Annotated in this window: 20 protein-coding genes; 14 read left to right on the top strand and 6 right to left on the bottom strand. The window is 42.2% G+C overall.

What is annotated here, in order from left to right; genetic code table 11:
* Positions 1 to 109: 109 nt before the first annotated feature.
* From ACXAGV_RS01090 to ACXAGV_RS01075, 4 genes are all read left to right on the top strand, one after another.
* The gene (locus tag ACXAGV_RS01090; RefSeq protein ID WP_474871102.1) at positions 110 to 664 is read left to right on the top strand and encodes an outer membrane beta-barrel protein; all 555 of its coding nucleotides are present in this window, start codon (positions 110 to 112) and stop codon (positions 662 to 664) included.
* A 191-nt stretch (positions 665 to 855) separates the two neighbouring features.
* Positions 856 to 1,113, top strand: a complete 258-nt coding sequence (locus ACXAGV_RS01085; RefSeq protein WP_014999118.1) for a DUF3081 domain-containing protein — start codon at positions 856 to 858, stop codon at positions 1,111 to 1,113.
* A gap of 244 nt (positions 1,114 to 1,357) precedes the next feature.
* Positions 1,358 to 2,293, top strand: a complete 936-nt coding sequence (lpxL, locus tag ACXAGV_RS01080; RefSeq protein WP_474871099.1) for an LpxL/LpxP family Kdo(2)-lipid IV(A) lauroyl/palmitoleoyl acyltransferase — start codon at positions 1,358 to 1,360, stop codon at positions 2,291 to 2,293.
* Positions 2,294 to 2,588: 295 nt separating this feature from the next.
* A complete protein-coding gene (locus ACXAGV_RS01075) occupies positions 2,589 to 3,206 on the top strand; it encodes a TcpQ domain-containing protein (protein ID WP_474871097.1) in 618 nt (205 codons plus the stop codon).
* Between the two features lie 13 nt (positions 3,207 to 3,219).
* Here the strand turns inward: ACXAGV_RS01075 and glnE are convergent, their stop codons facing one another.
* Positions 3,220 to 6,132 (bottom strand): bifunctional [glutamate--ammonia ligase]-adenylyl-L-tyrosine phosphorylase/[glutamate--ammonia-ligase] adenylyltransferase, encoded by a 2,913-nt coding sequence (glnE, locus tag ACXAGV_RS01070; protein WP_474871095.1) that lies wholly within the window; start codon positions 6,130 to 6,132, stop codon positions 3,220 to 3,222.
* 272 nt (positions 6,133 to 6,404) lie between these two features.
* Here glnE and ACXAGV_RS01065 point away from each other — a divergent pair, with 272 nt between their 5' ends.
* Positions 6,405 to 7,310 carry a DUF350 domain-containing protein gene (locus ACXAGV_RS01065; protein WP_474871093.1) on the top strand — a complete coding sequence of 302 codons (906 nt, stop codon included), beginning with the start codon at positions 6,405 to 6,407 and terminating at the stop codon, positions 7,308 to 7,310.
* Between the two features lie 100 nt (positions 7,311 to 7,410).
* On the opposite strand, the gene ACXAGV_RS01060 is transcribed toward ACXAGV_RS01065, so the two are convergent.
* Positions 7,411 to 7,686, bottom strand: a complete 276-nt coding sequence (locus ACXAGV_RS01060) for a GIY-YIG nuclease family protein (RefSeq protein WP_474871091.1) — start codon at positions 7,684 to 7,686, stop codon at positions 7,411 to 7,413.
* A 103-nt stretch (positions 7,687 to 7,789) separates the two neighbouring features.
* Between ACXAGV_RS01060 and hldE the strand changes: the two genes are divergently transcribed.
* Together hldE and ACXAGV_RS01050 are read left to right on the top strand one after the other, a co-directional pair.
* The gene (hldE, locus tag ACXAGV_RS01055; protein ID WP_474871089.1) at positions 7,790 to 9,220 is read left to right on the top strand and encodes a bifunctional D-glycero-beta-D-manno-heptose-7-phosphate kinase/D-glycero-beta-D-manno-heptose 1-phosphate adenylyltransferase HldE; all 1,431 of its coding nucleotides are present in this window, start codon (positions 7,790 to 7,792) and stop codon (positions 9,218 to 9,220) included.
* 155 nt (positions 9,221 to 9,375) lie between these two features.
* Positions 9,376 to 10,440 (top strand): XrtA/PEP-CTERM system-associated ATPase, encoded by a 1,065-nt coding sequence (locus ACXAGV_RS01050; RefSeq protein WP_474871889.1) that lies wholly within the window; start codon positions 9,376 to 9,378, stop codon positions 10,438 to 10,440.
* A 144-nt stretch (positions 10,441 to 10,584) separates the two neighbouring features.
* On the opposite strand, the gene ACXAGV_RS01045 is transcribed toward ACXAGV_RS01050, so the two are convergent.
* The 4 genes from ACXAGV_RS01045 to ACXAGV_RS01030 are packed head-to-tail and all read right to left on the bottom strand — an operon-like array spanning position 10,585 to position 15,426.
* Positions 10,585 to 12,258 carry a porin family protein gene (locus ACXAGV_RS01045; RefSeq protein WP_474871087.1) on the bottom strand — a complete coding sequence of 558 codons (1,674 nt, stop codon included), beginning with the start codon at positions 12,256 to 12,258 and terminating at the stop codon, positions 10,585 to 10,587.
* Positions 12,227 to 13,183 carry an XrtA-associated tyrosine autokinase gene (locus ACXAGV_RS01040; protein WP_474871085.1) on the bottom strand — a complete coding sequence of 319 codons (957 nt, stop codon included), beginning with the start codon at positions 13,181 to 13,183 and terminating at the stop codon, positions 12,227 to 12,229. Before ACXAGV_RS01040 ends, ACXAGV_RS01045 begins: the two co-directional genes overlap by 32 nt.
* Positions 13,183 to 14,751 carry an XrtA system polysaccharide chain length determinant gene (locus ACXAGV_RS01035; protein ID WP_474871083.1) on the bottom strand — a complete coding sequence of 523 codons (1,569 nt, stop codon included), beginning with the start codon at positions 14,749 to 14,751 and terminating at the stop codon, positions 13,183 to 13,185. The genes ACXAGV_RS01040 and ACXAGV_RS01035 overlap by 1 nt, the downstream gene beginning before the upstream one ends.
* Before the next feature lie 42 nt (positions 14,752 to 14,793).
* Positions 14,794 to 15,426 (bottom strand): XrtA/PEP-CTERM system exopolysaccharide export protein, encoded by a 633-nt coding sequence (locus ACXAGV_RS01030; protein ID WP_474871081.1) that lies wholly within the window; start codon positions 15,424 to 15,426, stop codon positions 14,794 to 14,796.
* Between the two features lie 148 nt (positions 15,427 to 15,574).
* Between ACXAGV_RS01030 and ACXAGV_RS01025 the strand changes: the two genes are divergently transcribed.
* From ACXAGV_RS01025 to ACXAGV_RS00995, 7 genes are read left to right on the top strand one after another with little or no spacing between them, the layout of a single operon-like run.
* On the top strand, positions 15,575 to 16,987 hold the full coding sequence (locus ACXAGV_RS01025) for a TIGR03013 family XrtA/PEP-CTERM system glycosyltransferase (RefSeq protein ID WP_474871078.1): 1,413 nt from the start codon (positions 15,575 to 15,577) through the stop codon (positions 16,985 to 16,987).
* Positions 16,988 to 16,989: 2 nt separating this feature from the next.
* The gene (locus ACXAGV_RS01020) at positions 16,990 to 17,829 is read left to right on the top strand and encodes an XrtA system polysaccharide deacetylase (RefSeq protein WP_474871076.1); all 840 of its coding nucleotides are present in this window, start codon (positions 16,990 to 16,992) and stop codon (positions 17,827 to 17,829) included.
* 40 nt (positions 17,830 to 17,869) lie between these two features.
* Positions 17,870 to 19,339, top strand: coding sequence for an exosortase A (gene xrtA / locus ACXAGV_RS01015; protein WP_474871074.1), 1,470 nt, complete (start codon positions 17,870 to 17,872; stop codon positions 19,337 to 19,339).
* A gap of 40 nt (positions 19,340 to 19,379) precedes the next feature.
* Positions 19,380 to 21,680 carry a hypothetical protein gene (locus ACXAGV_RS01010; protein ID WP_474871073.1) on the top strand — a complete coding sequence of 767 codons (2,301 nt, stop codon included), beginning with the start codon at positions 19,380 to 19,382 and terminating at the stop codon, positions 21,678 to 21,680.
* A complete protein-coding gene (locus ACXAGV_RS01005; protein WP_474871071.1) occupies positions 21,674 to 23,161 on the top strand; it encodes an oligosaccharide flippase family protein in 1,488 nt (495 codons plus the stop codon). The genes ACXAGV_RS01010 and ACXAGV_RS01005 overlap by 7 nt, the downstream gene beginning before the upstream one ends.
* Positions 23,162 to 24,358 (top strand): AGE family epimerase/isomerase, encoded by a 1,197-nt coding sequence (locus tag ACXAGV_RS01000; RefSeq protein WP_474871069.1) that lies wholly within the window; start codon positions 23,162 to 23,164, stop codon positions 24,356 to 24,358.
* 26 nt (positions 24,359 to 24,384) lie between these two features.
* Positions 24,385 to 25,332, top strand: a complete 948-nt coding sequence (locus ACXAGV_RS00995; RefSeq protein WP_474871067.1) for a hypothetical protein — start codon at positions 24,385 to 24,387, stop codon at positions 25,330 to 25,332.
* Positions 25,333 to 25,402 lie beyond the last annotated feature (70 nt).

The raw sequence follows: 25,402 nt of genomic DNA, 5'->3' as shown, positions 1-25,402 counted from the left end.
AGATAGACAGCGTAAGTTACCGTTATTGAATTCTAATTTTCGCGAAGCGCGTTTTAATTATCCTCATTGTCTTTTATAGTTAGCGCTCTTTAACAAGGAGAAGTAAAAAATGCGTAGTCTTTCACAATCTTTCGCCAAAATTGTTATTGGTAGTGCAACCATAGCGAGCTTAGCTTTCTCTGGGCTAGCCTTCGCAGATGGATACGCGGTGGCGAATATTGGATATGGAAATGTAGATACTGAAGTAGATAGTGAAGCAGACGTTAGCTACTCTGCTGCGCTAGGCTATCAGTTCCATCGTCAGTGGTATGTAGAAGGGGGGTATATCTCTCTTATTGATACGGACAACGATGAGCAATCAATTTCATCGAAAGGCCCATATTTGGCTCTACTTGGCAAAGCAAGCAGCCAAAAAGGAGAGCTTTATTACAAACTTGGTGTGGCAAGCGTTGATATTGAACATGCATCTGTGGAAAGCTCTACTTGTGGTAGTGATGTTGTTGTTTGCGGTTACGATGACACTATTATTGCTGGGCTTGCCGGTTTAGGTTTTGACTATTACCTTGGTTTGCAGTCAATGGTTCGTATGGAATACACCTATTTTGGTGGTAAAGATGATTTCTCAGCCCACGTCGTTAACCTTGGATTTCGTTACAACTTCTAAATAGGTAAGCTTGAGAGCGGTAAGTTACGTTTAGGCTGTGCTTTACCGCCCCTTAATGTACGAAATGCTTTTCTATATAGGATGACGACTTTGATGTTTTTTCAATGGATAGAAAAGAACTCGAAGTATATTTAAATCCAAAACCCGTTTGCAGATGTAAAAATAAGTAAATTCACAACTATGGATTTACAATGAAAAACGAATTAGACAGCAAGTTCTTACTTCAGGTTTTCGATAAGATTCGCCAACATGGGGCAAAAGAAAACGAACAATATAAGCTTAACGGAATTACAGCGTTTACTGACCACGACGGCTATACGCTGTACATCGAAGACGTTAACGTAAAGCTTCAGTTTGGTTTCCATAACCAGTATCACTTTGATTATGATTCAAAAGAGCAGTACGAATCTTTTGAAAAGAAATTAAAGCAGATAGACAAAGAGTACTGAGCTACAGTTCGTTTTATTCTTGCTACAGCAAGCTAAAAACAAGCGGTATTGCAAACCCAAACCCAAACCCAAACCCAAAGGCTAGGTGGTGACGTTTAACAAATAATGTAATCCTGTCGCTGCCTGCCTTATATTGGTTGTCATACCGTTTAGCCTAACCATCTTGTTGTTCAACTGGCCCAATTAGCCCCGATAAAAACCTTCTGCTACAATGCCGCCCACTTCACTAAATAGGAAAGATACATTGGCGGCGGCAATTAAAGCTCCTAAGTTTAAATTGGCATTTCTTGGCCCTAAATTCTGGCCCGTTTGGTTAGGCGTTTTTGTCCTATACGCAATTACTTGGTTACCGTTACCTGTTATCCGCACCATAGGAAGCGGCGCGGGAAAGTTGATCGCATTAGTGGTTCCTAAGCGAGCGAAAGTTGCAAAGCGAAACTTACAGCTTTGGAACCCGTCATTGTCAGAAAGTGAAGTTGAAGCGCTGTATAAAGAAAATATACGCCGAACAGGTATGGCGTTGTTTGAAACCGCCATGGGGTGGTGGTGGCCTGATTGGCGAGTTAGACGCGCCATTGAAATAGAGGGCACTGAACATGTTGAAGCTGCCCTATCTAAAGGTAAAGGCGTTTTTGGTATGGCACTTCATAATATGAACCTAGAGTTTGCGTGTCGTGGCATTGGCTTTTACCACCCGAGTATTGCCTTTTACAGAAAGCATAACAACCCGTTAGTGGATTACCTTCAGTATCACGGTCGAAACCGCTCTAACAAATATATGATTGATAAGCGCAACGCCAAGGCACTCATCGCAGCACTTGATGATAAAGAGCTATGTTTGTACTTGCCCGACCAAGATTATGGCCCCAGACAGAGTATTTTTGTGCCATTTGGTGGCGTGAAAGAGACAGCAACCACCACAGCAACGCTAATGTTTATTAGGCGCACCAATTCTGAGCCAATGATCATCACCTCTCAATATACGAAGCGCGGATACAAGATAAAAATATACCCGCCGCTTTCTGAGCTAGGCGCAATGGAAGATTCTGAGGCTCTAACACTTTTAAACCAGCACGTTGATAGGGCAGTGAAAGAGCAACCAGAGAGCTACTTATGGATGCATAAGCGTTTCAAAACGCGCCCTGAGAGTAATCCAGAATCGCTTTATAAATCACTGTAAACGGTAAATTAAACGCCACTCTAATGGAAAGGGTATACAGCGGTTAACCACGATTAGAGCGACCGAGCTGCCAGCAATTCGCAGAAGATAAAACTTTCTAAACGGCAAAAAGTGGATAAAGGGCATAACCGTTGTGTATACCGTAACTGGTTATAACCAGTTTGCTCTTGTCAAAATAGATAAATAGGATAAAGGCGTATTATAGCCGCTTCGGCTAAAATACAAATATTAGGACGAATTCGATCAGAGATAGTAACTCCGCTCGAATGCTAGCGTGATTACAGATTGGTAGGTTATGGGACAGACGAGTTATTCAAGCTCTTCATTTTGGGCAAAGCAAATTGCTATCGCTGTGGTACTTGTTATCGCTGCGGGCGTTTTGATTTATTTGCTACAGACACACGAAGAATCACCCACACCCGCGTCACAGAAAGAAGAGAAGTCTGTATCGAAAGGCCTTAGCGAGTTTTATCGTGATTTTCGTATGTCCTCAACGGATCCATTAGAAGATGAGCAGGGCGATTTTGTGTTGGATATTGCCGGTGTAGATCCTAATCTGGACAGTAAATTAGCGAAAATGTCGAGTCAAACTCGTCCAGTTGAAAAAAACTGGACCGGTGAGCACAAATATCGGACGTTCGCAGAAGGTAATACGCTTCGCGAGGCAATTTCACAGTATGCACAGGCAGAAGGCATGCAGTTAATTTGGAACCTTGAACAAGACTTCGTGATTAAGCATCAGTTTCAATTAGACAACACAGTCGCCGGTTCTTTAGCTAAGATCGCAAGCGCCATTGACAGCAGTTTCGAAGGCGAAGTTCAAGCTTATCTATGTGCAGAGCAGCGCTCTTTAGTTGTAACGGCTCAAGAAACCGACTTCCTTAAAAGCCAATGTCGCCGTGTACGCGGGTAGCACTTTTCCAGAATTACTCACTGAGCCTGCCAAATAATGTATCCCAGTGTTGCCTCACTTGCTCGCGTATAATATCCAACTCTTCACTTTGGTCAGCGTACTTGGTATCTGCCAGAGTGAGGTGGTGATATTGCTCACGAAGCCTTAAGTAGGCCTTTTGAAGTTTTTGTGCTGTTGGCGTATCAACGATGTTCGCGCTGGCTGCAACATCGAAAATTCTAAGATTATCTGGGTACTCGGTCATTGCTTTCACAGTGCAAGCGTGTGCTAATACAAGATATTGCGCCATAAACTCAATGTCAGTAATACCGCCTTCACACTGCTTTAAATCTACTTTTTCATTATCTTTAGCCAGTAGGTGCTCACGCATTTTTATGCGCATTTTGCAGACATCTTGCGACAGTGTTTGGGGATCTCTAGATTGACTGAGAATTGAATGTCTTACCTTTGTAAAGTCATCCAAAAGCGATGCGTCGCCGCAGATAGCTCTTGCTCTAACCAGTGCCTGGTGTTCCCATGTCCAAGCTTCCTCTACTTGGTATTTCTCGAAACCGTTTATGTGACAGCACAATAGCCCAGCGTTGCCAGAAGGGCGCAAACGCAAGTCGGTTTCGTATAGCTGTCCAAACAGTGTTTTCGTATTAAGCAAGTGCATAATACGTTGAGCCAATTTTATGTAAAACTGTTGAGCCTCAATCGATTTTTTGCCGTCTGTACTACTTGAACGGGGCGCATTGTGTATAAAAACCAAATCTAAATCCGACCCATACCCCAGCTCGTAGCCACCCAATTTACCGTAACCAATAACGGCAAAGCCCTTATCATTACCCTCAAGGTGCGAAGGCACACCAAAGCGCTGTCGCATTTGCATCCATGCTGCGTTAAGAACATGCTCTAAAATAACTTCTGCTAAAACGGTTAGTTTATCGCTTACATTATTAATGGGCAGGGATTCACTAATGTCGCTGGCCGCGATACGAAGCTGCTGGCAAAGTTTGAACTGTCTAAGCCCATCCATCAACATTTCAACGTCATCTTGCTCTATACGCAGCATAGTCTCGCGCAGCTCGAGCTGGTATTCCTGCTTACTGGTATTGATGTCTGTGTTTTGCTGCCCTAAATAGAGTGGGGTAAGTAGCTCATCTAATAAGAGTGGGAATCGCCTAATTTCTTGGGCTATCCAGTCACTTCTCTCGCAAAGCCTTACTAACTGTTTAAGCACGTCAGGGTTTTCAAGTAGAAGATCAAGATAGGTTGTGCGGCCGGTAATGGCTTCAATCACGCCTAATAATCGGCTCAACACCTGCGCTGTGTGATTAGGATGCTGTTTAATTAATACATATAAAATCTCTGGAAGAAGTTTGTTAAGCGTATCTTCACCTCTTTGACCTATGCGGTAGTTTCTTTGCTTATCTTTAAAGGCGACGAGAATGGTGAAGATTTGGTTACTCTCCTTACTGGAAAGGTGGTCGCTAAACGTTTCAGTAAACTCATCTTCTTGCAACGAAAGGCGCCACGCATCTTGGCACGCAATAAAAAGCTGGTCTTCATCTGAATGGGTATCATGGCACTCCTCAACTAATTCGTTGAAGTGACCATGAATACGTGCCATGACTTCGTCTAAATGGGTTAAAAAGTCGGTATAATCGGAAAAGTCCATAACATCAATCAGTGCACTTTGCTGCCACGGCTCGTCGGGCAGTGTTTGAGTTTGGCGGTCTTGGCTTTGTTGTAACGTGTGCTCTACTTTTCGCAAGAACAAATAGTCTTGCTTAAGCTGCTTTGTTACGTCGCTTTCTACAATATCCAATTCGCTCAAAACATCTAAAGTTCGAAGTAAGGACTTACTTTGTAATGCGGGCTCTCGACCGCCGTGGATTAGTTGAAAACTCTGGGCAAAAAACTCGACTTCTCGAATACCGCCAGCACCTAGTTTGATATTGTTGCTTAAGCGTCGCCTTCGAATTTCGGTAGCTATAAGCTTTTTCATGTTGCGCAGCGCATCCAGTGTGGTGAAATCTAAATAACGCCTAAACGTAAACGGGTGAAGAATGCCTTTTAGCCACGAAGCGTTATCTGAATTATCATCATTAATGACTCGTGCTTTGACCATGGCAAAGCGTTCCCAATGCCTGCCCTGGTCCTGATAGTAGTCCTCAAGCGCAGCGAAATGCATTACAAGGGGGCCGGAATCTCCAAACGGGCGTAAGCGCATATCAACACGGTAGACTTGTCCATCATTAGTCACTTTGTTAAGCGCTTGAATAAGCTTTTGGGCTAGCTTGGTAAAAAACTGCTGATGCTCTAGCGCTTTCTTGCCTCCGCTAGTTTCTCCTTTTTCCGGGTAAGCGAATATCAAGTCAATGTCTGACGAAAAGTTAAGTTCTCGCCCACCGAGCTTGCCCATACCAAGAATATACATGTGCATATCTTGGTTGTTGCTCTTTGGCGTTCCATAGCGCTGACCCAAGTGCTGGTAAATCCAATGGTAGGCGCTAGTTATCAGCGCATCCGCCAATGCCGAAACTTGAGCGAGCGAATCTTCAATATTCTGTTTATTGAGCACATCTAGAAAGGTGATACGCGCCATTTCTTGATTGCGATATTCACGAAGTTCCTTCAATAGCTCGTCTTCGCTCTTCAGTGATTCAAGCTTTGCTTTTAATTCAGTGCTGAAGTGAGTAATGGTTGAGTCAGACATAGTTAAATCCGACACAGGCTCCACGATTCTGGAGATAAACGCAGGCTTTTGTACCAGTGTTTCAGCTAGGAAAGCGGAGCGAGCAAAAGCGCTTAAAAGGGCTTCGCGATGGTTTTCTGCAATGACTTGATCGGTTTCGGTTAAGGCGGGGGAATCTAGCAACTGCTGCCATAATTTTCCGGCTTGCTCTACGTTTGTCATGCTATTTTCGTTGTCTATTGGCATAATGCTCGCGTCTTAAGAGATAACATTTGTGTAAAATAATGAATACTCACATTTTTATTGAAAGTATTCATAGCCTGCTGGGTTTTACCTTATTAGATAATAACGATGACTTTTCAGGCCCTTATTAAAATAAATCTGAACAAGTTCGCTGTCATCCTTGTAACAATTTAGCAAGGATGGATGCTGCTGCCCCAATTGTTATTACTACGACAACAATGATTACAGAAGGGCTATCAGCAAGGAACTTCGTATGTTCAAGGAGCAAAGATAACGTGGAAGCCTTATTAAAACTAGTACCTCTAACGCAGGAACTATTGATTTACCTTGCCATGGATGTGGCAATAGCGTTAGTGCTACTGATGATTATGAAATGGCTGACTGGCGCATTTAGAAAGTACTCAGTAACCGAAGAGTTGGGTGTTAAAGATAACTTTGCTTTTGGCATTAGCATTGCCGGCGGCATGTTGTCTTTGTGTATTGTACTGAGTTCAGTAGTAGGACGGCATATAGGCGTAGGTTACCAAGAAGCAGCCATTGGCATGGTGACTTTTGGTTTTGTGGGGATCATGCTAGTGAAATTTGGGCGTTTTGCTCACGATAAATTAGTACTTAACAAATTAGACACCCACACAATGATAGCCGAACGAAGCGTTAGTGTGGCGCTCGTTGATGCTGCGAGCCTAGTAGCCAGTGCAATAGTATTGCGCAATATTATGATATGGGTTGATGGTAGCGACATGAATGCGCTGATTGCCATAGTAACGGGGTTTACTGTAGTTCTGACTATGCTGCTAGTGATGACGCGAATTTTAGAGTTTAGGTATGCGCGTGATAATCAAAATGACTCGTTTCAGGGGGCATTAGAGAAAGGGCAGTTAGCGCTCGCTATTGAGCATAGCGGTAATCTGCTTGGTACGGCTATGATTGTATCAGCAGCAAAGAACTTACTTATCTACAATCCATCAGGCTATGTGAGTAATGTAACGGGGTGGTTGATTGTAAGTGTGTGTTTGGCAGTCGCACTTCATTTATTGGTTCTAGTGAATAAAAAAATCATTCTTTTTGGTATGAATTTTCGACAAGAAGTGGACCATCAGCACAACGTGGGTGTAGCTGCTTTAGGTTTCACGTTAAGCATCGGTAATGCCATGATCATCAATGGTGTTTTAGGTGGCTAACTAAACAACTTGGGGGCTTTTCATAAACCTAGCTTTCAAAATGTTAAACCTTTAGCGCTCTAATTAAATGGTGTTTGGCGACAATTCTGTAGCCGAACACTCATTCTTCAAACGCTGATTTTATACACAACAAATCATTGAGCTGCTTTTTTTGAATGATGCCGTTTTTTTGAGGGCGGCTCATTTGTTTAACCGCATGTTCGAGTTTTGCCGCCTGCGCTTTGTCGGCAACTTCAAATACAGCCCTTAAGATTAACGGAGACTTACCTTTAAGCGCCTTTGCACCACCTTTTAGTAGCCCCCTGTGCTGAGCTATTCGACGTTTAGGGTCGGTAGTAATACCCGTATAAATCTGTCCGAGCTTGTTCTCCACCATATAGAGGTACCAAGGGGGATTTACGTTTGGTTGGTGGGTATTGCCTGTCTTGGCTGTTATACTCTGTGCCAATGTACTCAATGTCTAAAAAGTTACTCTTAGCATGATATTACCAGATTTTAGTAAAGCAAAAGTGCTTATTGTTGGCGACCTAATGTTAGACCGTTATTGGAGCGGTGGTACAGGCCGTATATCACCCGAGGCGCCAGTCCCTGTTGTAAACGTTAACAGTTCTGAAGACAGAGCCGGCGGCGCGGCCAATGTTGCAGTAAACGTGGCAACTCTTGGGGCTGAGGTAACCTTGTTGGGAATGTGCGGTAAAGACGAAAACGCCAACATATTAAAAGAGCGATTAGAAACTCACGACATTCGCTGTGAGTTCTTCGAAGTTGATGGCTTCGATACTATTACAAAGCTTCGAGTAATGAGCAGAAATCAGCAGCTTCTGCGTTTAGATTTTGAGAAGAGTTTTCAGGAGGCTGACAAATCAGCCTTAGAATTAGCTTTCGATAAAGCGTTAGACAATGCTGACGTTGTTATTCTAAGCGACTACGCAAAAGGTTGTTTAAGCAACCCACAAGCACTTATAGAAAAAGCACGCAGCAAAAATAAGCGTGTGGTAGTAGATCCCAAGGGCTGTGATTTTGGTAAATACGCTGGTGCCACGTTAGTGACACCGAATATGGACGAGCTTCGCGGTATTGTCGGCAAGATAGATAGTGAACAAGTGCTGGTGGAAAAAGCGCTGTCATTAAAAGAATCGCTGAATTTAAGTGCTCTTCTTGTTACGCGTTCAGAAGACGGTATGACATTGTTTGACGGTGAGAACACCGAATTTCATTTGCCAGCAAAAGCGAAAGAGGTTTACGACGTAACTGGGGCAGGGGATACGGTTGTCTCAACACTCGCTGTTGCCATGGCCTGTAATCTGCCGCTTCAAGCTGCTTGTGTGCTTGCTAATTTAGCAGCAAGTGTTGTGGTTGGAAAACTGGGTACCTCCACTGTAACTAACACAGAGCTAGCATTAGCGTTAGGCGAACAGTCGGTACATTTAGATGGCGGCGTGATGAGTGAAGACCAGCTGGAAATTGCGCTTCAAGCAGCTAAAGCACGCGGCGAACGTATTGTCATGACCAACGGCTGTTTTGATATATTGCACTCTGGTCATGTTGCTTACCTTGAAGAAGCTGCACAGCTTGGTGACCGTCTAATCGTAGCAGTTAACACAGATGCGTCTGTGACCAAATTAAAAGGCCCAGGTCGGCCTGTGAACAACGTTAGCCGACGTATGGCTGTATTAGCGGGGTTAAGCGCAGTCGATTGGGTTGTACCCTTTGAAGAAGATACGCCTCAGCGAGTTATTGCCCGATTACTGCCAGATGTATTGGTAAAAGGCGGCGACTACAAAATAGAAGATATTGCGGGTGGCACTGAAGTTATGGCAAATGGCGGTGAAGTTAAAGTGTTAACGTTCGAAGATGGTGTATCGACTACTGGTATCATCGAACGCATTACTGAAAACAAACTGCGATAAGCCTTGAGTGGAGCTATAAAGATAATACTTCGATAACGGCGCGTTGTTGGTTACCATATGGATTAAAAGCATAGGTAAAAGGCAACGCGCTGTTATTAACCAACTTTAAGCGTTAGTTGTAAATACACATTTCTAATGGAATAACGGTGAATAGCATGTACGAAAGTTACTATGGACTTAACTCGAAACCGTTTCAGTTAACCCCAGACCCTGAATTTTTCTTTGCAAGTAAATGGCACAAGCGCGCCATGTCATATTTGCAATATGGCCTGTCTCAGGCCGAGGGATTTATTGTTATTACCGGTGGAATTGGAACGGGTAAAACCACCGTAGCAAACAGTCTGCTTGAAGAAATTGAAGACGATATTGCGGCAGCGCAGATAGTTACGCCAAAGCTTTCGCCAGACGAACTAGTAAAAATGGTAGCCTCCAAATTTGATATCCCTACTGAGGGGCGTTCAAAAGCGGATATCCTTAAAGCGTTAGAAATTTTCTTGTACGACTTAAATAGAGCGGGGCGCCGTGCTTTATTACTAGTAGATGAAGCGCAAAACTTGCCGCTTGAGACTATCGAAGAGCTTAGAATGCTGAGCAATTTTCAGCTTAACGGCAAGCCTCTTATCCAAAGCTTTTTACTTGGTCAGGAAGAGTTGCAGCCCATCTTGCGTGCGCCGAATATGGAGCAGTTTAGGCAGCGTATTGTTGCGTCGTGTCACCTTGCACCGCTTTCTTTAGAAGAGTGCAAAGAGTACATAGAGTATCGCCTACACCATGCTGGCTGGAACGGCTCAGCACTGTTTAGTGACGAAGCGCTAGAACGCATCCATATGTTCTCTCGTGGCATACCTCGTAAAATAAACACCCTGATGGATAGGATAATGCTTTATGGCTTTCTAGAAGAACTTGAGAGTTTTGACGCTGATGCGGTAAACGAGGTTATTGAAGAAGTAAAAGCCGAAATGTTTGAGCCTGATAAAACGGGCGCAGAAGTGACCGAACATATGGGTTTCGCTGACCACCCAGAAAGTCAAACTATCATGACCCCTAAGGGGAATGTTATACGCGATACCAAGTACTATTTGGATATGCTGGCAGAGCTAGTAGACGCGTTAGATGACGCTATTTCACAGAAAGTGAAAATGACGCAATACGTCGATAAGCTTATGAAGAAAAAGTTTAAGACTTACGTGCGGCTTAAGAGTGATGATAAGAAAGAGTGATGATAAGAAAGAGTGATGGTTAAGTAAGATATTGGAATATAACTGAGTGATACCCAAAACGCCTCTATAAGGCGTTTTGGGGTTTAAATAAGGCTATGCTAACTGTGTCTAGCGAGTAATTTTGCCTGTATACTTAACAGACAGTTAGTCGTATGTATAAGTGATAGAGGCACTCATACGGCGGTCTATATAGTTATTTCCAAATTGCCCGCCCGCATTTAAATCGCCCTCTTGCTCAAGATACCTTGCATCAATACTTGCCTTCAAGTTACGGCCGAACTCTCTTTCTAAACCAATAGATGCATTCCAGTTATCGCTTTCGCCTCTGAAGGTTTCTTGTGCTCCCAGACCTGTAATGTTGGCGTAATTAATACTGCTCGTTAAGTTGGTATAACTGCCAATTTTATAGGCTAGGTTGGTACCGAACGAGTAAGTGCGTCTTAGTCTGTCTTCGTCTAAATAGTCATCTTCAGAGTAGCGCCAAGAAAAAGCGAGAGTAACGCGAGAAAAGTCGTAACCCGCCTGGAAATTCGAACTTTTTCTTAAAATGATATTGTCGTCGAACTCTAAATTTTGAGATGTAAGTTGAACCAGTTGCTCACCTGCATTAGGCGTGTAGCTTAAACTGTTGGGTTGGAAGCAGTCGGCGATTGATGTTGTTGCTGTAGGGCAAACGAATACGCCCAAGTTCTCTGGGTTGGCAAGTAGTCGAGAGGTGTTTGTTACGTCCTCTGAATAACTAAACGATGTTCGTAAGTACTTAGAATTATAGCCGATTGTTGCTGATGCCGATTCACCATAGAAACGACGCCCATATGTTACTGCGATGCGAGTACGGGTACTTAAGGCCCATTGCAAATCTATACCTACGAATGTTTCACCGTCATCTTCCTCTATATCAGAGTCGCTCTTATTTGCTGTTATCGAGATATAACGATTTTCAGCTTGCCGATAAGTTAAACCTGCACCATAAGAATTAAACTCTCTAACTAAGCTATTGGTATCATCTCTGTCAGATATTTGGTTGGCTTCATGCCTTGCAGTTAAACGAAACGCCCAGTCGCCATAAATTCGAGTGTCTATATAACCATCACCGGTTCTCGACTCAAAATCACCACTGTTTGCTTGGCCTCGTTCGGTATTTTGATAAGTGCCGGACACCGACCAGATAAAATACTTAGCTTCGTCACCATTAATTAAGTTACCAGTAAGTTGATAACTGTCATTGTCTAGAGCGTTATTGTTAGTTAGAGAGCGCTCAGACGCTGTGTCTGAATATGAGGCGGTGCCTTGACCTCTTATCCAGTCGCCTTGCTCAAGAGTTAGCGTGGATGAAAGTCTATTAGACCGCGTTTTTGCCAAACTGTTAGAGTTTGCAATAAAGTCACTCACTAAAAAGTTAGCAGAATTAGTATTTTGGTAGTTTAAAGCTCCGGCTGCTTGAAAAGACAATAGATTTTCAAAGGGTACCCACTGTGCGGAATAGCTATATTCTGCGTAATCCTGGCGTTGACTATTATCAGCGTTATCACGTTCAAGGTGTGTGTAAGTACCTGACCAAAGCCCCTGAAAGGTTCTTGTCTGATAAGTAGCGTTTACTTTTGGCGTAATAGTCACTGTTGTAAGTGAACGGTTGCCATTTTCCTCTGTATCAACATTTTGGTGAATGGTATCGGCAGTAGCTAAAGCAGTTACGTCAAGTTTGGCAAAAGCTGGAAAGCTTGTTGCAATAGCTGCTGCAACAAGTGTTTGCTTCATCATTCTACTTATAGGCATAGTGTTGCGCCTATTCACTGCGCTCTGAGTAATAATACCCATAATATCCGCTTCCATCGGTGTCGTTATGTACAGACTTGTTCACTACAAACCCTATTGCCATGTCAGGGTTTAATCGTTCTACAGACATCTTGATATCGCTTATTTTTGCTCTGCCTTCTTCTACGACAACAACCGCTTGGCCGGCAAAATTAGCAAGGATCGCACTCTCGTTTATCCCAATGAGAGGAGGCGTATCAAAAATAACAATTCGATCAGGGTATCTGTTAGCAAATTCATTAACAGTGTCATGCATTTTCTGGCTTGCAAGCAGTTCGGTAGACAAATGGTGCGACTTTCCTGCAGGAATAATTTTCAGCTTATCGATGTTAGTTGGGTACAGCACATCTGAAATATCGTCGACGTCCCCGGTCAAGTATTCCATCAGCCCTTTACGACGCTCTAACCCTAAAGTGTTCAGAACATTAGGCTTAAGTACGTCGGCATCCACAAGAAGTACGGTTTTATCCTGCTCCGATGCAATACTCATTGCCAAGTTGGTTGCAGTAAATGTCTTCCCTTCAGAAGGGCGACTACTGGTAACCATAATAATGTTCGGGTTGTGAAGGGTTTTCGCTAGTGAGCCAAAAGCATTTGCTAAAAGCTTACGCTTTATTTCTCGGTACTCTTCGTTAATTTGCTTCCTTTCACCGTTAAGTGAAATATGCCCATTCTTATCAAGGCGTGCAAAATCGATAACAAACTCGTCGAGTGGAGATTTCTTATTAGTAAATTCCCTCTCTTCAGCAATAACTTTTTCAGCATGCGGCTCAAGTTCAGAAGGCGCAGGTTTATCAATTGTGACTTTAGAGTCTTCAGATACATTTGGCTGTACTGTATCTTCCAGTTTTTCGTCATCTATTTCGCTTTGCTTTGCTGCTTTTGCTTCTTTCTGTTTCTGGAGCGCCTTTTCAATTGTATTTTTCATTACAATAAGCCCCCAAATAAATCAATATTCATAATGTCCGCGGCAACTAGTATGCCGTACATCGCTATAATGGCGCCGCTCGATAGTAAGAATACAATCAAACGAACGCGATTGGTTTTATTAATCTGTTCAATGTTTAAGTGAGTTACGGTTCCCCAAATAGGGTAGTCAGATACACTTAACAACTGTTTAGGACGAATTAACACAGGTTTTAACTGGCTGATTAAAAATGCTACCGCAATGCCTGCGCCAAAACCAACAACCAGTACGGCCGTGTAAAATATTAGTCTATTAGGCCCAGAGGGGCGCTTTGGTAGTAGCGGTGGCTCTATGATCCTAAACTGCAATTCTTCTGCAGACACGTCAGCACGTCGCGATAAATCTGCTGATTCTTTCCTAGACAGCAATTCTTCATACTTACGCTTAGTTATACCGTAATCTCGATTAAGCGCACTCGATTCTGCTTCAATTTGAGGAATAAGATCAACCTTACTTTCTAGCTCTGCCACTTTGCTTTCTAGGTCACTTTCTTTGACTCTTAGCGAGGCTATTTGGCTTTCTAGGCGGCTAGCTTCAAGCTTAATTTCACGATTTAACTCGGTTAGAGGTTGATTGTTTTCGCCGTCAGGTTGGTTAATAAATGCATCAATTTCTTGTTGACGTGATTTCTCTAAACTCTCGAGCAGTGCAGTAGTTTCAACTACATCAGGGTGCAGCTCGGTAAAGCGCAATTTCAAGCGGTCTAATTCTTCTTCTAGAGATTTAATACGTTCATCGTAGCGAGTACGTAAAACCGGTTCATCAGCATCTGTTACGCTAAAACTATCACTTCGTTTGGCACTGTTAATTTGATTCTTAAGGCTTTCCGCTTGCTGCTGTGTTTGCTTTATTTGTAAGCGTGTAACCTCAAGCTCATTATTCAGCGATTGAAGGCTTGAATAATAGGTTCCAGCTAGCGGAAGTATATCGTTGTACTGTCGTTTGAAATCAGCAAGCCTTTGCTCTGCTTCAGAAAGCCTAGATTCATATTCTGAAATTTGTTCATTCAAAAAACGTCCCGCGGTATCGGAATCTTTCCTGTTGCTACCTAAAGCACCTTCAACAAATAAGTCTAATGTTTCTTGCACAACGCGTTGTGCAACAACTGGAGACTTATTTTCATATGAGATGTTAAAAATATTATCTCGCCCTGTAGACTGAAGCTTAATGTTTTTTGAAAGCGCAGTTACCAAACTCTCAAATTCTGCCTCAGTTGTGGTAGTGATATCCAAGTCACTTTCTCTAGCAATTTTTTCAACATTACTTCGGCTAAGTAATGTTTTGGCCATCATTTGAATCTCTTGATCGGGATTCGTTTGAATGGCTAGACCACGCAACAATGGTTGAAGAACTGAACGCGTATCTACAAAAACCTGTGCCTTTGAAGAGAAAACGTCTGGAAGGGTGGAAACATATACAAAGCCCACTGGGCAAATTAGCCACGAAAATATAATAACGTAACGCTTCTTGATCCAAACTCCTTTAACATAATCAAGAATCTGGGTAAGCGTTTGCTGTAAATCCTGCATTTTATTTTTTGTTCCGTTTACTGCTTGTCTACTACTTAATACCTAGAACCAAGCTTCTGGAATAATCACGATATCACCAGGCAACATATCAACATTCTCTGAAATATCGCCATCGCGAATTAAGTCGTCAATATTTATGTCGTAAGTTATTTGTTGGCCGTTGACCACCCGCACTAGCTTAGCATCGTTGCCGTTTGCAAACTCTGTTAAACCGCCCACTGCAATCATAAGGTCAAGTAGGCTCATATGTTCGGTGTAGTTTACCGCACTTGGGTTGGTTGCCTCACCTATAACGCGCACCTGTTCGCTCAGTGGACCTGTGAAATTATTCACGCTTACCGTAACACGTGGGTTGTTTATGTAAGTCGATAGTTGTTCTTCTATTTCGCGAGCAAGCATTGTAGGCGTTCTGCCAGCAACATCGATATCTTCAACTAATGAAGTCGTTACCTTTCCGTCCGGGCGGACAATAAAGTTTCCTGATACTTCGGGGTTTCGCCAAACAAAGATGGTTAGTGAATCACCTGGCCCTATCAAATATTGATAGTCGTTTACATCTGTTGTTAACGACGCGCGCGTTGTGGCTTGCGGCAATGCGCCAGTAGTTCCACAACCGTTTAGGCCCATTAAAACTATTGGTGCAATACAAGTAAGTAACGTTCTAGAACGGAACATAAGAGATCATCCTACACTCATTATGGTTAATTTATACTTTTCGAGTTTACCCTACGGTAAATGCCACTATAATGCCAATAACAATTGTAGTCTATTGGAATAAATCCCTTTATGATGGGAAAAACGCCGCAGTTTTAGGGGGCCAGGGGTGGCAGTAAACAAGCGCAATCAAAATAAACGCTCAAATATATTAGTAATAACAGAAGCGTTGCTCATAGCTTACATGGGCTATATTTCTCATTTCATTCTCACACAAGTTGGAATGTCGTCAGGCGTTTCGGTTGAAAAGCTCGTGATAAACGTGGGAATGCTTACGATCTCAATACTGCTTTGCTCACTATCTGTTGGCTTATATGAAGCTAAACTGAGAGAGACTTTTCGCGGTATTATTCGCCGCATCTTTGTGAGTGTGGGCCTTAGCTATTTCTTGGTCGAAGTATTGAGTCGTGCGTTTTTCGACGACTTAGTCATGGACTCTTATTTTTTACCCGCTGCGGTGTGTTCAATAATAATTACTTTGGTGATATTTCGGTATTTCACCAATCGGCTTGGTCTGTTGGGTTTGGGCAAAGTACGTATTTTAGTACTTGGTGCTGGAGAAAGAGCATCAATTATTGAAAAACGTATGCGAAGAGATGTTGACAGAATTGGTTTTGAATTAGTTGGTTTTATCCCTATTCCAGGTGACAATCGCGAAGATGGTATTAAAAAAGAAAAAATAATCCATCTAAAAGTTGATGAGAGCTTCCAGCAGTTTATTGCAGATAATGAAATTGAAGAAATAGTTATAGCCTGCGATCAAAGACGAGGAACCCTACCTGTAGAAGTGCTTTTTGACTGTAGGCTTAGAGGGATTGAAGTCACTGAGCTTTTGGACTTTATGGAACGCGAGACAGGGCAAATTGTAGTAAATTTGATGTACCCGAGCTGGGTTATTTATTCCAATGGCTTTCAGAGCCAGAACTACTTACGAGACGCGCTAGATTATACGCTTAATGCGATATTAGCCTTTTTTATCTTTCTCTTCGTTTGGCCAATTATGTTGGTTACTGCGTTCATTATTTATTGTGATGATGGCAGACGTACTGGAGTATCGGTTTTTTATAAGCAAGAACGGGTAGGTTTGAACGGTAAACTTTTCAAAATAATCAAATTTCGAAGTATGCGGCCTGATGCAGAGAAAGATGGAGCTAAATGGGCTAGCAAGAATGATGACCGCGTTACCCGCATTGGTCACTTCATTAGAAAGTACCGCGTAGACGAATTACCACAGCTTTTGAATGTGTTTAAAGGCGAAATGGCATTTATCGGGCCTCGCCCAGAAAGACCACAATTTGTAGAGCAGCTTGTTCGTGAAGTACCTTATTACAATCAACGTCATAATGTTAAACCAGGTTTGGCCGGCTGGGCGCAGCTCAATTACCCTTATGGCGCTAGCGTAGAAGATTCTATGGAAAAACTTAAGTTCGATCTTTATTACGTAAAGCATCAAAGTTTACTGTTAGATATCCTTATTCTAATTCGTACAGTTGAGATTGTACTGTTTGGCAAAGGGCGATAATCATGAAGCTAGATAATCGTCTTAATGCTATGACAGTAGATGTGGAAGATTACTTTCAAGTTTCAGCGTTTGAGGGTGTGGTTGATAAGAAAGATTGGGATAGCATTAGCCTTCGCGTGGGCGACAACACCCACAGGCTGTTAGATTTATTTGCAGCGAATAATGTCATATCTACCTTTTTTACGCTTGGCTGGGTTGCACAGCGCTGTCCTGATGTAATAAAACGAATAGTGAGCGAAGGGCACGAGCTAGCCAGTCATGGCCTAGCACACCAGCGCGCTACCACTATGAGCGAGCAAGAGCTTTACGATGATATTAAGCAAAGCAAAGATATCCTCGAAGATATAGGCGGTGTGGCGTTAAAAGGATACAGAGCGCCGAGTTTCTCTATCAACGATTCTAATACTTGGGCGTATGACATTCTCAAAGACCTGGGGTTTGTTTATTCATCAAGTACGTACCCAATCAATCACGACCTCTATGGCGTTCCTGAGTGGCCACGTTTTAAGTATGAGCGTGAAAATGGCCTTATTGAAATCCCTATCCCAACTATTAGAAAGAAGGGAGTTAATGTTGGTATTGGTGGCGGAGGATATTTTCGTTTATATCCCTATTGGTTGTCGAAGCGTCGCATTACTGAATTCATGAAAGCCGAAAACGCTCCTTACAGCTTTTATTTCCACCCCTGGGAGATTGATGCACAACAGCCGCGTTTTGAAAATGCACCATGGAAGTCGAAAGCACGGCACTATATAAACCTTTCTAAAATGGAAGGAAAGGTAGAAAAACTATTGAGTGACTTTAATTGGGTAAGCATGTGCGATGCTTATGAAATAAAGTGAGCTTTAGAGAACGATAATAATAAAAAGCAGGGAATTGCAGATGAAATATGGCGAAACGCAAGATAAAAAACAGAAACACTTAGCCGACTTCTCGTTCGCTAAAAATAGAGCGTTTTACATTTCAGGTTTTGCAATAGTTTGCTTATGGTTAACGTTTTGTTGGCAGGGCATTACCACCGTTGTAGAAATTTGGTACGGAAACGAAATATTTAACCATGGCTTTTTTATTGTACCGGGTGCTTTTTATCTTATTTACCTGAAGCGCTATGAACTACTGAGCAAGCCTATTCAAACAAGCGCTTTGTCGCTTGCTGTAATAATTCCGGCCTTACTTCTTTACGTAATCGGTATTGCCGGTGAAATTCAGCTTTTTTTACATGCCGCCACTTTTACGTTACTTCCTGCGCTTATTTGGCTATTAATTGGTACTCAAGCAGCTAGAACTATTTTATTCCCACTTGTATTTATGCTGTTTAGCATTCCCGTGGGCGAGCAGTTAATTCCTTACTTACAGGAAATTGCAGCAGACGGTTCCGTTGCTCTACTGCACTTGTCGGGCGTCCCGCTTTTTAGAAGTGGCTTGTATATAGAGATACCGCAAGGGCGCTTTTTGGTGGCCGAGGCCTGCTCTGGCGTTAGCTTTTTTATTGCAAGTTTTGTTATTGGTAGTTTGTATGCTTACTTGAATTTAGTTTCAGCTAAACGCAGAGCTGTTTTTGTTGCTATCTCCTTAATTTTCCCTGTGTTAGCCAACATAGTTCGTGTGTACGGTATCATTCTTATCGCGTACTGGACCGACATGGAGCACGCAGCAGGTGCCGACCACCTTATTTACGGTTGGTTTTTCTTTGCGTTTGTAATTGTATGTTTGTTGGGTATTGGGGAGTTGATGAGGCAGCAAACTACAATGCAGCCGAGTTCAGTAGCGTTTTCTTCACGTATATTTGTGAAAACCTCTGTGATTTCTACAGTAGTCATTGTTTTCGCATTTGCATCGCTATGGGTAGCTAACATATCGGCTGTAGGCAGCACGCCCCTAGCGCTCCCCTCTTCAATACTAAATAACGTATCCACCGATAAATGTGAACGAAGTATTTGGGCACCTTTAATTCAAAACCCAGACATAGAAGAAGAGGCCTTCATAGACGGCACAAATTGCGTTGTAAAAGTGCATGCGGCTTGGTTCAGCGAGCGAGAAAACGAGTTGGTAAGCGATTTGCACCGAGTTTATGACCCTGAACGTTTTTCTTTGCGGGGAACTCGCACCTTGAACATAAACGAATATGAATTTGTTGTTTACGAGGTGGTTTCTTTGGCTGGTAAAAAAATGAGTATCGTGAAGTGGTATCAGGTAGATAACACGGTCTTCACGAATGCTATACAGGCAAAACTTCGCCAAATAGTGAATGTATTAGCAGGCAAAAATACTGGCGGTAGATTGTGGGTAGCAATGTCTGAAGATGATGATCTTAAGATACTTGGTGAAACCGTTATGCAATTACAGCAATAATATTTAATTGACCTCTTAATCGCACGGAGTAAGCGACCGAATGAATAATGCCATCTCATCCTCTCGTGGTTTGCAGCCACTATTTTTTGCAGCGCTTTTGGCTTTGTTCGCATGTGTGGGCTTATTTACTTTCCCTTCTTACCATATCCCCTTATTGCTAACGGCCTTAGCTTATATCACTGCGTTGCGATACTTCAATTTTACGTGGCTTTACGTGCTTTTATTTGCCACTTTCGCAATAAATTTAGCCCCGTGGACAGGGCGATATTTAGTAGACGAACTAGATATATTTGTTGCGATAACTGGCGCTTATTTTTTCATTAAATACCGTAATGAATACGAAGTATCGCGCCACCTGTATCTTAGCGCGTTGCTCGTTGTATTTTGTTTATTAACATCGTTTGACTCTTCGTGGTTTAGCGTATTTGCACCGCTTACGGTTAATTTTTATGTGTCGCCTTTAAACGGCTTCGTTATATTTAAGGGTTTTGTATGGGCATTAGTACTGGTTTGGGCGTTTAATCAACAAAAACGAAGTGACAGCACACGAGCGCTGAAGCATCTTTTACAGGCTAGTATGTTCGCGGCGTTGGCGTCATTTATAGCTGTGATGTGGGAAAAGCAAGTGCTTGGAACGTTATTCTCGGGCGCAGATGTTTATACAAAGGTAAATACTTTTTTCAATCTCAGTTCTGCTTACAGAACAACGGGCATTGTAAGTGGCATGCATACCGGAGGTGAGAGTATTGATGGCCTTTACCTTACGTTACTGCCTCTTGTGTTCGGTGCATGTTTCTTTTTTAAACAAAATGCGATTCGGTTTGTTGCGATTGCAGCGGTTGTTGCGGTTATGTATTGCGTACTAATGGGGTTCACCCGAGCGACTTATGCAGCAAGCTTTGTCTCAATGGTTGTATATAGCATTCTTTATTTTTTTGAAAAGTGGCGTAACACTACGACGCCTAATGCAGATGCCACGAATAACATACGTTATTCCAATATGCCCATTGGTTTAGTTATTGGAAATGTTGTGGCTTATTTACTGCTAGTGTACTCAGTTTACTCGCTTCACAAGTACTCCGGTTATTACGCCGAGCTATCGGCTGGGTTATTATACGCAACAACGATTGCGCTAAGCCAAGTACGCGGTGTTAACTTGTTCATAAAGCTTATGGGAATGCTCATTGGTTTTATTGGCTTTGGTTATATTAATGTTGATAGCTTCAATAATAGCCAGTGGGTTGATGTTAATACGGTGTCAAAATCAGCACTGTATATTGCGATTAGCTTGCCGCTTATTGCGTTCACATCGCTTTTCGCAATAAAACGCAATGGCATTTTAGAATTACCGCGTTTAGCTACCGAAACAATAATACTGGTGTTGATTGGAGTTTTAATAGCTGCAGCCTTTTCCGGCGCTCGAATTAACATTCGCGCTGAAACCAGTGCTAGCGACTTAAATACGCGACTGGAACACTGGCAGGGTATTGTCGATAGCGGAAGGTGGAGTGCCGCAGACATAGCACTAGGACATGGTTTAGGTACCATGCCAACCAATTATGCGCTGTCGGGTAAAGGAGAATTGGACAGAATTGGTACCTTTGAGATTGAGCCGCAAAACGGAGTGTTAACGGTTATACCAGGTTCAGACCTGATGCTTACTCAAAGAACACCTATTGATTCAAATGGCGCGTATTTGTTTGAAATAACTTATTCAGCGAATGAAGAAGTTCAGATATCAGTAGCGCTATGTAGGCGTAATATGATCATTTTTGAGTTTTGGGCTCATGGTTGCGGAAATATAGTTAGGCGAACGCTACCTTCAACCAGTTCAGGTCAGAGTAAAACCTATTTAATGGGGCTCACTGCTACCAAAGACACCTTTTTTGGCTTGCCCGGTGCGCTTACAATAAAAACAACAGCGGGTAATGTTCCAATAGCGATTGAGTCGATTTCGCTAGTTGATGCAAATGGCGAACAACTTCTGAAAAATAATTCGTTCGATAATGGAGGCGACTTCTGGTTCTTCTATTATGATTTTGAGCATTTAGTGTGGCACATTAAAAATTTATATCTGAGTTTTGCGTACCAGTTTGGCGTTGTAGGGGCATTGTTAATAGGTGCTTTAATTGTATCAGCTACTATCGCGTACAGCTCAAAAAAACAGTTGCTTAGTTTGCCCGCAGCCATATTTAGCGCATTTTTAGCTGGGCAGTTTGCTTTTGGCTTATTTGGAGACCCTTTAGATTCATCTCGCACCAACATGTGGTTTTTCTTTCTTCTCTTTGGTGCCTTGCTACCAAACACCAAAAGTCAGCCTCGGCAACCTCGAAAATGCTAAATGCTAACAAGCTCATTAATAGTGCTTTTTTCTCAGTCGCCGCAAAATTACTGGGTAAAACGCTTGGCCTTATTAGTACCGTGATTGTTGCGCGTATCTTAACGCCGGAAGACTTTGGCTTTATCGCTATAATCAGTATGGCATTGTATTTTTTTGATATTCTCTCTCACGCTGCAGGCGAGCAATACATTATTCAGAAGGATAGGGTGGCATTCTACGATTTACATACAGCTTGGACATTGAACGTTGTACTTAAAGTTTTGATAGCAATAGGGCTTGTTATAAGCGCAAGCAGCGTTGCTGCATTCTTTGATAAACCTCAGTTGAGTAGTGCGATTATGTTTAGCGCGACTATTTTGCCGCTTCAAGCACTTAAGTCACATAAAATAATGCTGCTTAAGCGGCAACTTCGCTTTAAGCCTCTGTTTTGGCTTTCTTTTCTTGAGCGAGTTTTCGCGCTTCCCGTATTAATAGTATTGGCTTTTATACTGGGCGATTACTGGGCATTTCTTATAACCGATGTGTTAGTTGCTATTTTTGGTTTGCTGCTTTCGTTTTTTATGATGAAAGGGATACCACGCCTAACGTTAAGGTTTATTAGTAAGCAGTGGCGCTTTTCTCAGTGGATGCTAGGCAAACATTTATTGGGTTATGTTCGCTCTCAAATAGACACATTGGTAGTTGCAAAAGTTTTCACCGCATCAATGTTAGGTAATTACCATATGGCGCGCGACCTTGCCATGATGCCCGCACATTATCTGCTTAGCCCTGCAATTGAGCCACTACTTGCTGTGTTAAAAAATGATAGGACAAACAAAAGTGAATTGCTAAACAACGTTGCGTTTTCATTGTTAGTTGTTGTTTCTATTAGCCTGCCTATCCTTGCTATTTTGGCGCTTTATTCGAAACCTATTGTATACGTGCTATTAGGCGATAAATGGCATCTGGCAGCGCAATTACTGCCGGTGCTGTCGATTTTGTTTTTTTATTGGTGCATTGTTCAAGTACTTGATGCTGCGTTAATTGCACTTGATAAAGTTCGGTTCTTATTTCTGTTCGACGTTGCGTCGTTAGCTGTTGTTGGCTTAACGCTATTGATGGCGATTTTTTACAACGCAACGCTAACAGAGCTTGCCTGGTATCGTGCGCTATCTGGTCTGTTCACCGCTTGTGTTTTGTTGATATGGGTGTTTATTGGACATTGGAGATTACTTAAAGCACTTTTAAGGCTTGTTACCACCATTATTGTGCTTACAGGGCTTGCACTTAGTACGGCTTGGCTGGCTGGCTTTAGCGAGTTTTCTAGTGCAAGTATGTCAATTAGCTATATCTTGCAAACAGGGTCTTCTCTGGCTATGTTTGTGGCCATTTATACAGCCCTGTTCTTACTATTCCTGACAAAGTCGAAGCACTACCATATAGTCCGGCTAAAACAGATGGTTGCACTGTATTTACCTACCTCATTCACACGGAAGCTTTAGATGAAAATAACAGTGATTATTCCCTGGGTATTCTTATTTCTGCTATTTGGGCATAACAATGATGCGCGAGCAGGCAGAGAGGGCAGTATAATCAGTGCACCGTTAGCAAAGTTGCAAATGATGCAGATCATTCGCCCACGACTAGACTGGGCAATGGCCAATAACAATTACGCAGTACAATTGTTTGACGCAGATTGGGAGGTGGTGCCTAACGACTCTATTGCGTTGTATCAGCAAGCAAGGCAAGTGTATATTTTTGCAAAAGGCTTTGAGGCCACAAACGATAATCGTTACCTCATTGCAATGATTAAAAGCGCTGATTTTATGATAGACCACATGTATGACGAGTCGACGTCAAACTGGTTTGCTAGCGTTAATAGAGATAATTATCTACAACGCAGCAAGTCAAAGGAATATGATACCGCATTTGCGCTTTTCGCCATGGCGCATGCGTACGACGCTTCAAAAGAAGAGCGCTTCTTAGACAAGGCTTTGGCAACATGGATGTTGAGTGATTTGGCGACAGGTTTTTTGCTTGTCAAAAGTGAAGAGAATAGTGGTGCTGAAAGCACTCCCTATAACGAAACGTGGTCTACTAACGCATTAATGCACTCGTTTGAGGCACTTCTAGCATTACACGACTTAACCAAAAGCAGCATTGTTTGGCAGGATATAGAGACAATTGCGAACTTTGTCGCGACTTCTTTAATACAAGACGAAGGCTATATAGCTGAATATTATGAAAACGTTGACCAGCCGCTGGCAATTAGTAACGGTGGTTATGTAGAGTTAGGCCATCAAATAGAGTGGGCATATCTGTTTTATCGCGCGGTAGATCATGGATTAGACTTTAAATATAGAGAGCTAGCAAACTCGCTAGTTGAATATGCATTAATGATTGGCTGGAATGAGTCCGAGGGTAGCCTGAGTGGAAGAGCAGATTACAATCATCAATTGATTGAGAAACAACCGGTTTGGTGGGCGCAGGCAGAGTTTATGAAGCTGAATCTTTACCTCCTGAATCAGAGGATTGAAACGGATAGATCTAAATTACTTTTGTCCCGAAGTTATGGTTTTATAGTTAATAATTTTCTTGCTCAAAATACAGGTGGCTGGGTTATACGCGATCGCAGAAACGAAATAAGACCCATTGGATACCATTCCGTGGCAATGTACGATGAAATTAATAATGAATGAAGCTTATTAGGGAAGGGTTTAACCCAATGAAATTTAGTGTTTTTAAAGACAAATTAGTTAGAAAGATTGATGAATCTCGATTAAACAGTGCATTGGAAGGGTATCTAAATTTAGATCCTGTAGAGTCTAACTCGAATGCAGAAGTTACTGTGATGACTCAGTTATATGCAAAAGCTATCTATATGGGTGTTGCTGCTATTCACTCTTTGATTCGAAAGTTAGAGTGTTCCGTAAATATTGAGGTTATTGATGATGGAAGTCTGACGAATGAACACCATGAAATTCTGTTCAACGCGTTCCCTGGTCTGACTATTACAAAAATTGAAAATATAGAACGCTACGGTTGCCCCGCTGGCGGTTGTTGGGAGCGGTTACTTAGAATTCAAGAGCTTACAGATAGCTATTATGTAATACAAGTTGATACAGATATTCTAGTTGTAAATGAGATTCCAGAGATTAACGATTGTATTAATGCTAATCGTGCTTTTATTTCGTCTTCACCAGATTGGCCGAAGACGGTTAGCATTGATGAGATAGTGGATTACTCTTCAAAGTCTGGCAGTCAAAATATTCAGTTTGAAGCAGAAAGACAATTGTTAAAAATCACTTCAATAGATTTAGCCCATTATGTGAGGGGATGTGCAGCGTTTACCGGTTTTCCTAAAGGAGCAGGACTTACAGATAAGCTTTCTAAATTCTCTCAAGAAATGGAATCGATATTGGGAGAGCGATGGCATGAATGGGGAACGGAGCAGTTTGCATGCAATACCATGATAGCGCTGTGTGAAAATCTTAATGTCCTTCCTTGGCCAAAGTATCAGAATTTTTGCTTTCCAGAATTTAGACCATTAATAGAAGGGACTAATTTTAACGAAGAGGTCGCCGTTATCCACTTTATAGGGAGTAACCGCTTTAAATATAATGTATATTTGAATTACGCAAAGAGCTTATTAAACTTGTTGTCAAACAAATAGCCATGGCTGGTGTGGCGTTATATTATTCGTTATATAGTAAACGAACTTCATAACCGCGGCTCACATAAAA

It is taken from the genome of Alteromonas sp. ABH4_453, from assembly GCF_056160665.1.
The sequence above is the reverse complement of the archived record's forward strand: the minus strand, read 5'-3'. Positions and strand labels throughout refer to the sequence as shown.

Excerpts from the sequence above, each read along its gene's own strand:
- ACXAGV_RS01075 (WP_474871097.1), top strand. The coding sequence starts at position 2,589 with ATGGGACAGACGAGTTATTCAAGCTCTTCATTTTGGGCAAAGCAAATT.
- ACXAGV_RS01010 (WP_474871073.1), top strand. The coding sequence starts at position 19,380 with ATGAATAATGCCATCTCATCCTCTCGTGGTTTGCAGCCACTATTTTTT.
- xrtA (WP_474871074.1), top strand. The coding sequence starts at position 17,870 with ATGAAATATGGCGAAACGCAAGATAAAAAACAGAAACACTTAGCCGAC.
- ACXAGV_RS01045 (WP_474871087.1), bottom strand. The coding sequence starts at position 12,258 with ATGGGTATTATTACTCAGAGCGCAGTGAATAGGCGCAACACTATGCCT.
- ACXAGV_RS01060 (WP_474871091.1), bottom strand. The coding sequence starts at position 7,686 with ATGGTGGAGAACAAGCTCGGACAGATTTATACGGGTATTACTACCGAC.
- ACXAGV_RS01005 (WP_474871071.1), top strand. The coding sequence starts at position 21,674 with ATGCTAAATGCTAACAAGCTCATTAATAGTGCTTTTTTCTCAGTCGCC.
- ACXAGV_RS00995 (WP_474871067.1), top strand. The coding sequence starts at position 24,385 with ATGAAATTTAGTGTTTTTAAAGACAAATTAGTTAGAAAGATTGATGAA.
- ACXAGV_RS01085 (WP_014999118.1), top strand. The coding sequence starts at position 856 with ATGAAAAACGAATTAGACAGCAAGTTCTTACTTCAGGTTTTCGATAAG.
- ACXAGV_RS01035 (WP_474871083.1), bottom strand. The coding sequence starts at position 14,751 with ATGCAGGATTTACAGCAAACGCTTACCCAGATTCTTGATTATGTTAAA.
- glnE (WP_474871095.1), bottom strand. The coding sequence starts at position 6,132 with ATGCCAATAGACAACGAAAATAGCATGACAAACGTAGAGCAAGCCGGA.
- ACXAGV_RS01040 (WP_474871085.1), bottom strand. The coding sequence starts at position 13,183 with ATGAAAAATACAATTGAAAAGGCGCTCCAGAAACAGAAAGAAGCAAAA.
- ACXAGV_RS01090 (WP_474871102.1), top strand. The coding sequence starts at position 110 with ATGCGTAGTCTTTCACAATCTTTCGCCAAAATTGTTATTGGTAGTGCA.
- ACXAGV_RS01000 (WP_474871069.1), top strand. The coding sequence starts at position 23,162 with ATGAAAATAACAGTGATTATTCCCTGGGTATTCTTATTTCTGCTATTT.
- ACXAGV_RS01050 (WP_474871889.1), top strand. The coding sequence starts at position 9,376 with ATGTACGAAAGTTACTATGGACTTAACTCGAAACCGTTTCAGTTAACC.
- ACXAGV_RS01020 (WP_474871076.1), top strand. The coding sequence starts at position 16,990 with ATGAAGCTAGATAATCGTCTTAATGCTATGACAGTAGATGTGGAAGAT.
- ACXAGV_RS01030 (WP_474871081.1), bottom strand. The coding sequence starts at position 15,426 with ATGTTCCGTTCTAGAACGTTACTTACTTGTATTGCACCAATAGTTTTA.
- hldE (WP_474871089.1), top strand. The coding sequence starts at position 7,790 with ATGATATTACCAGATTTTAGTAAAGCAAAAGTGCTTATTGTTGGCGAC.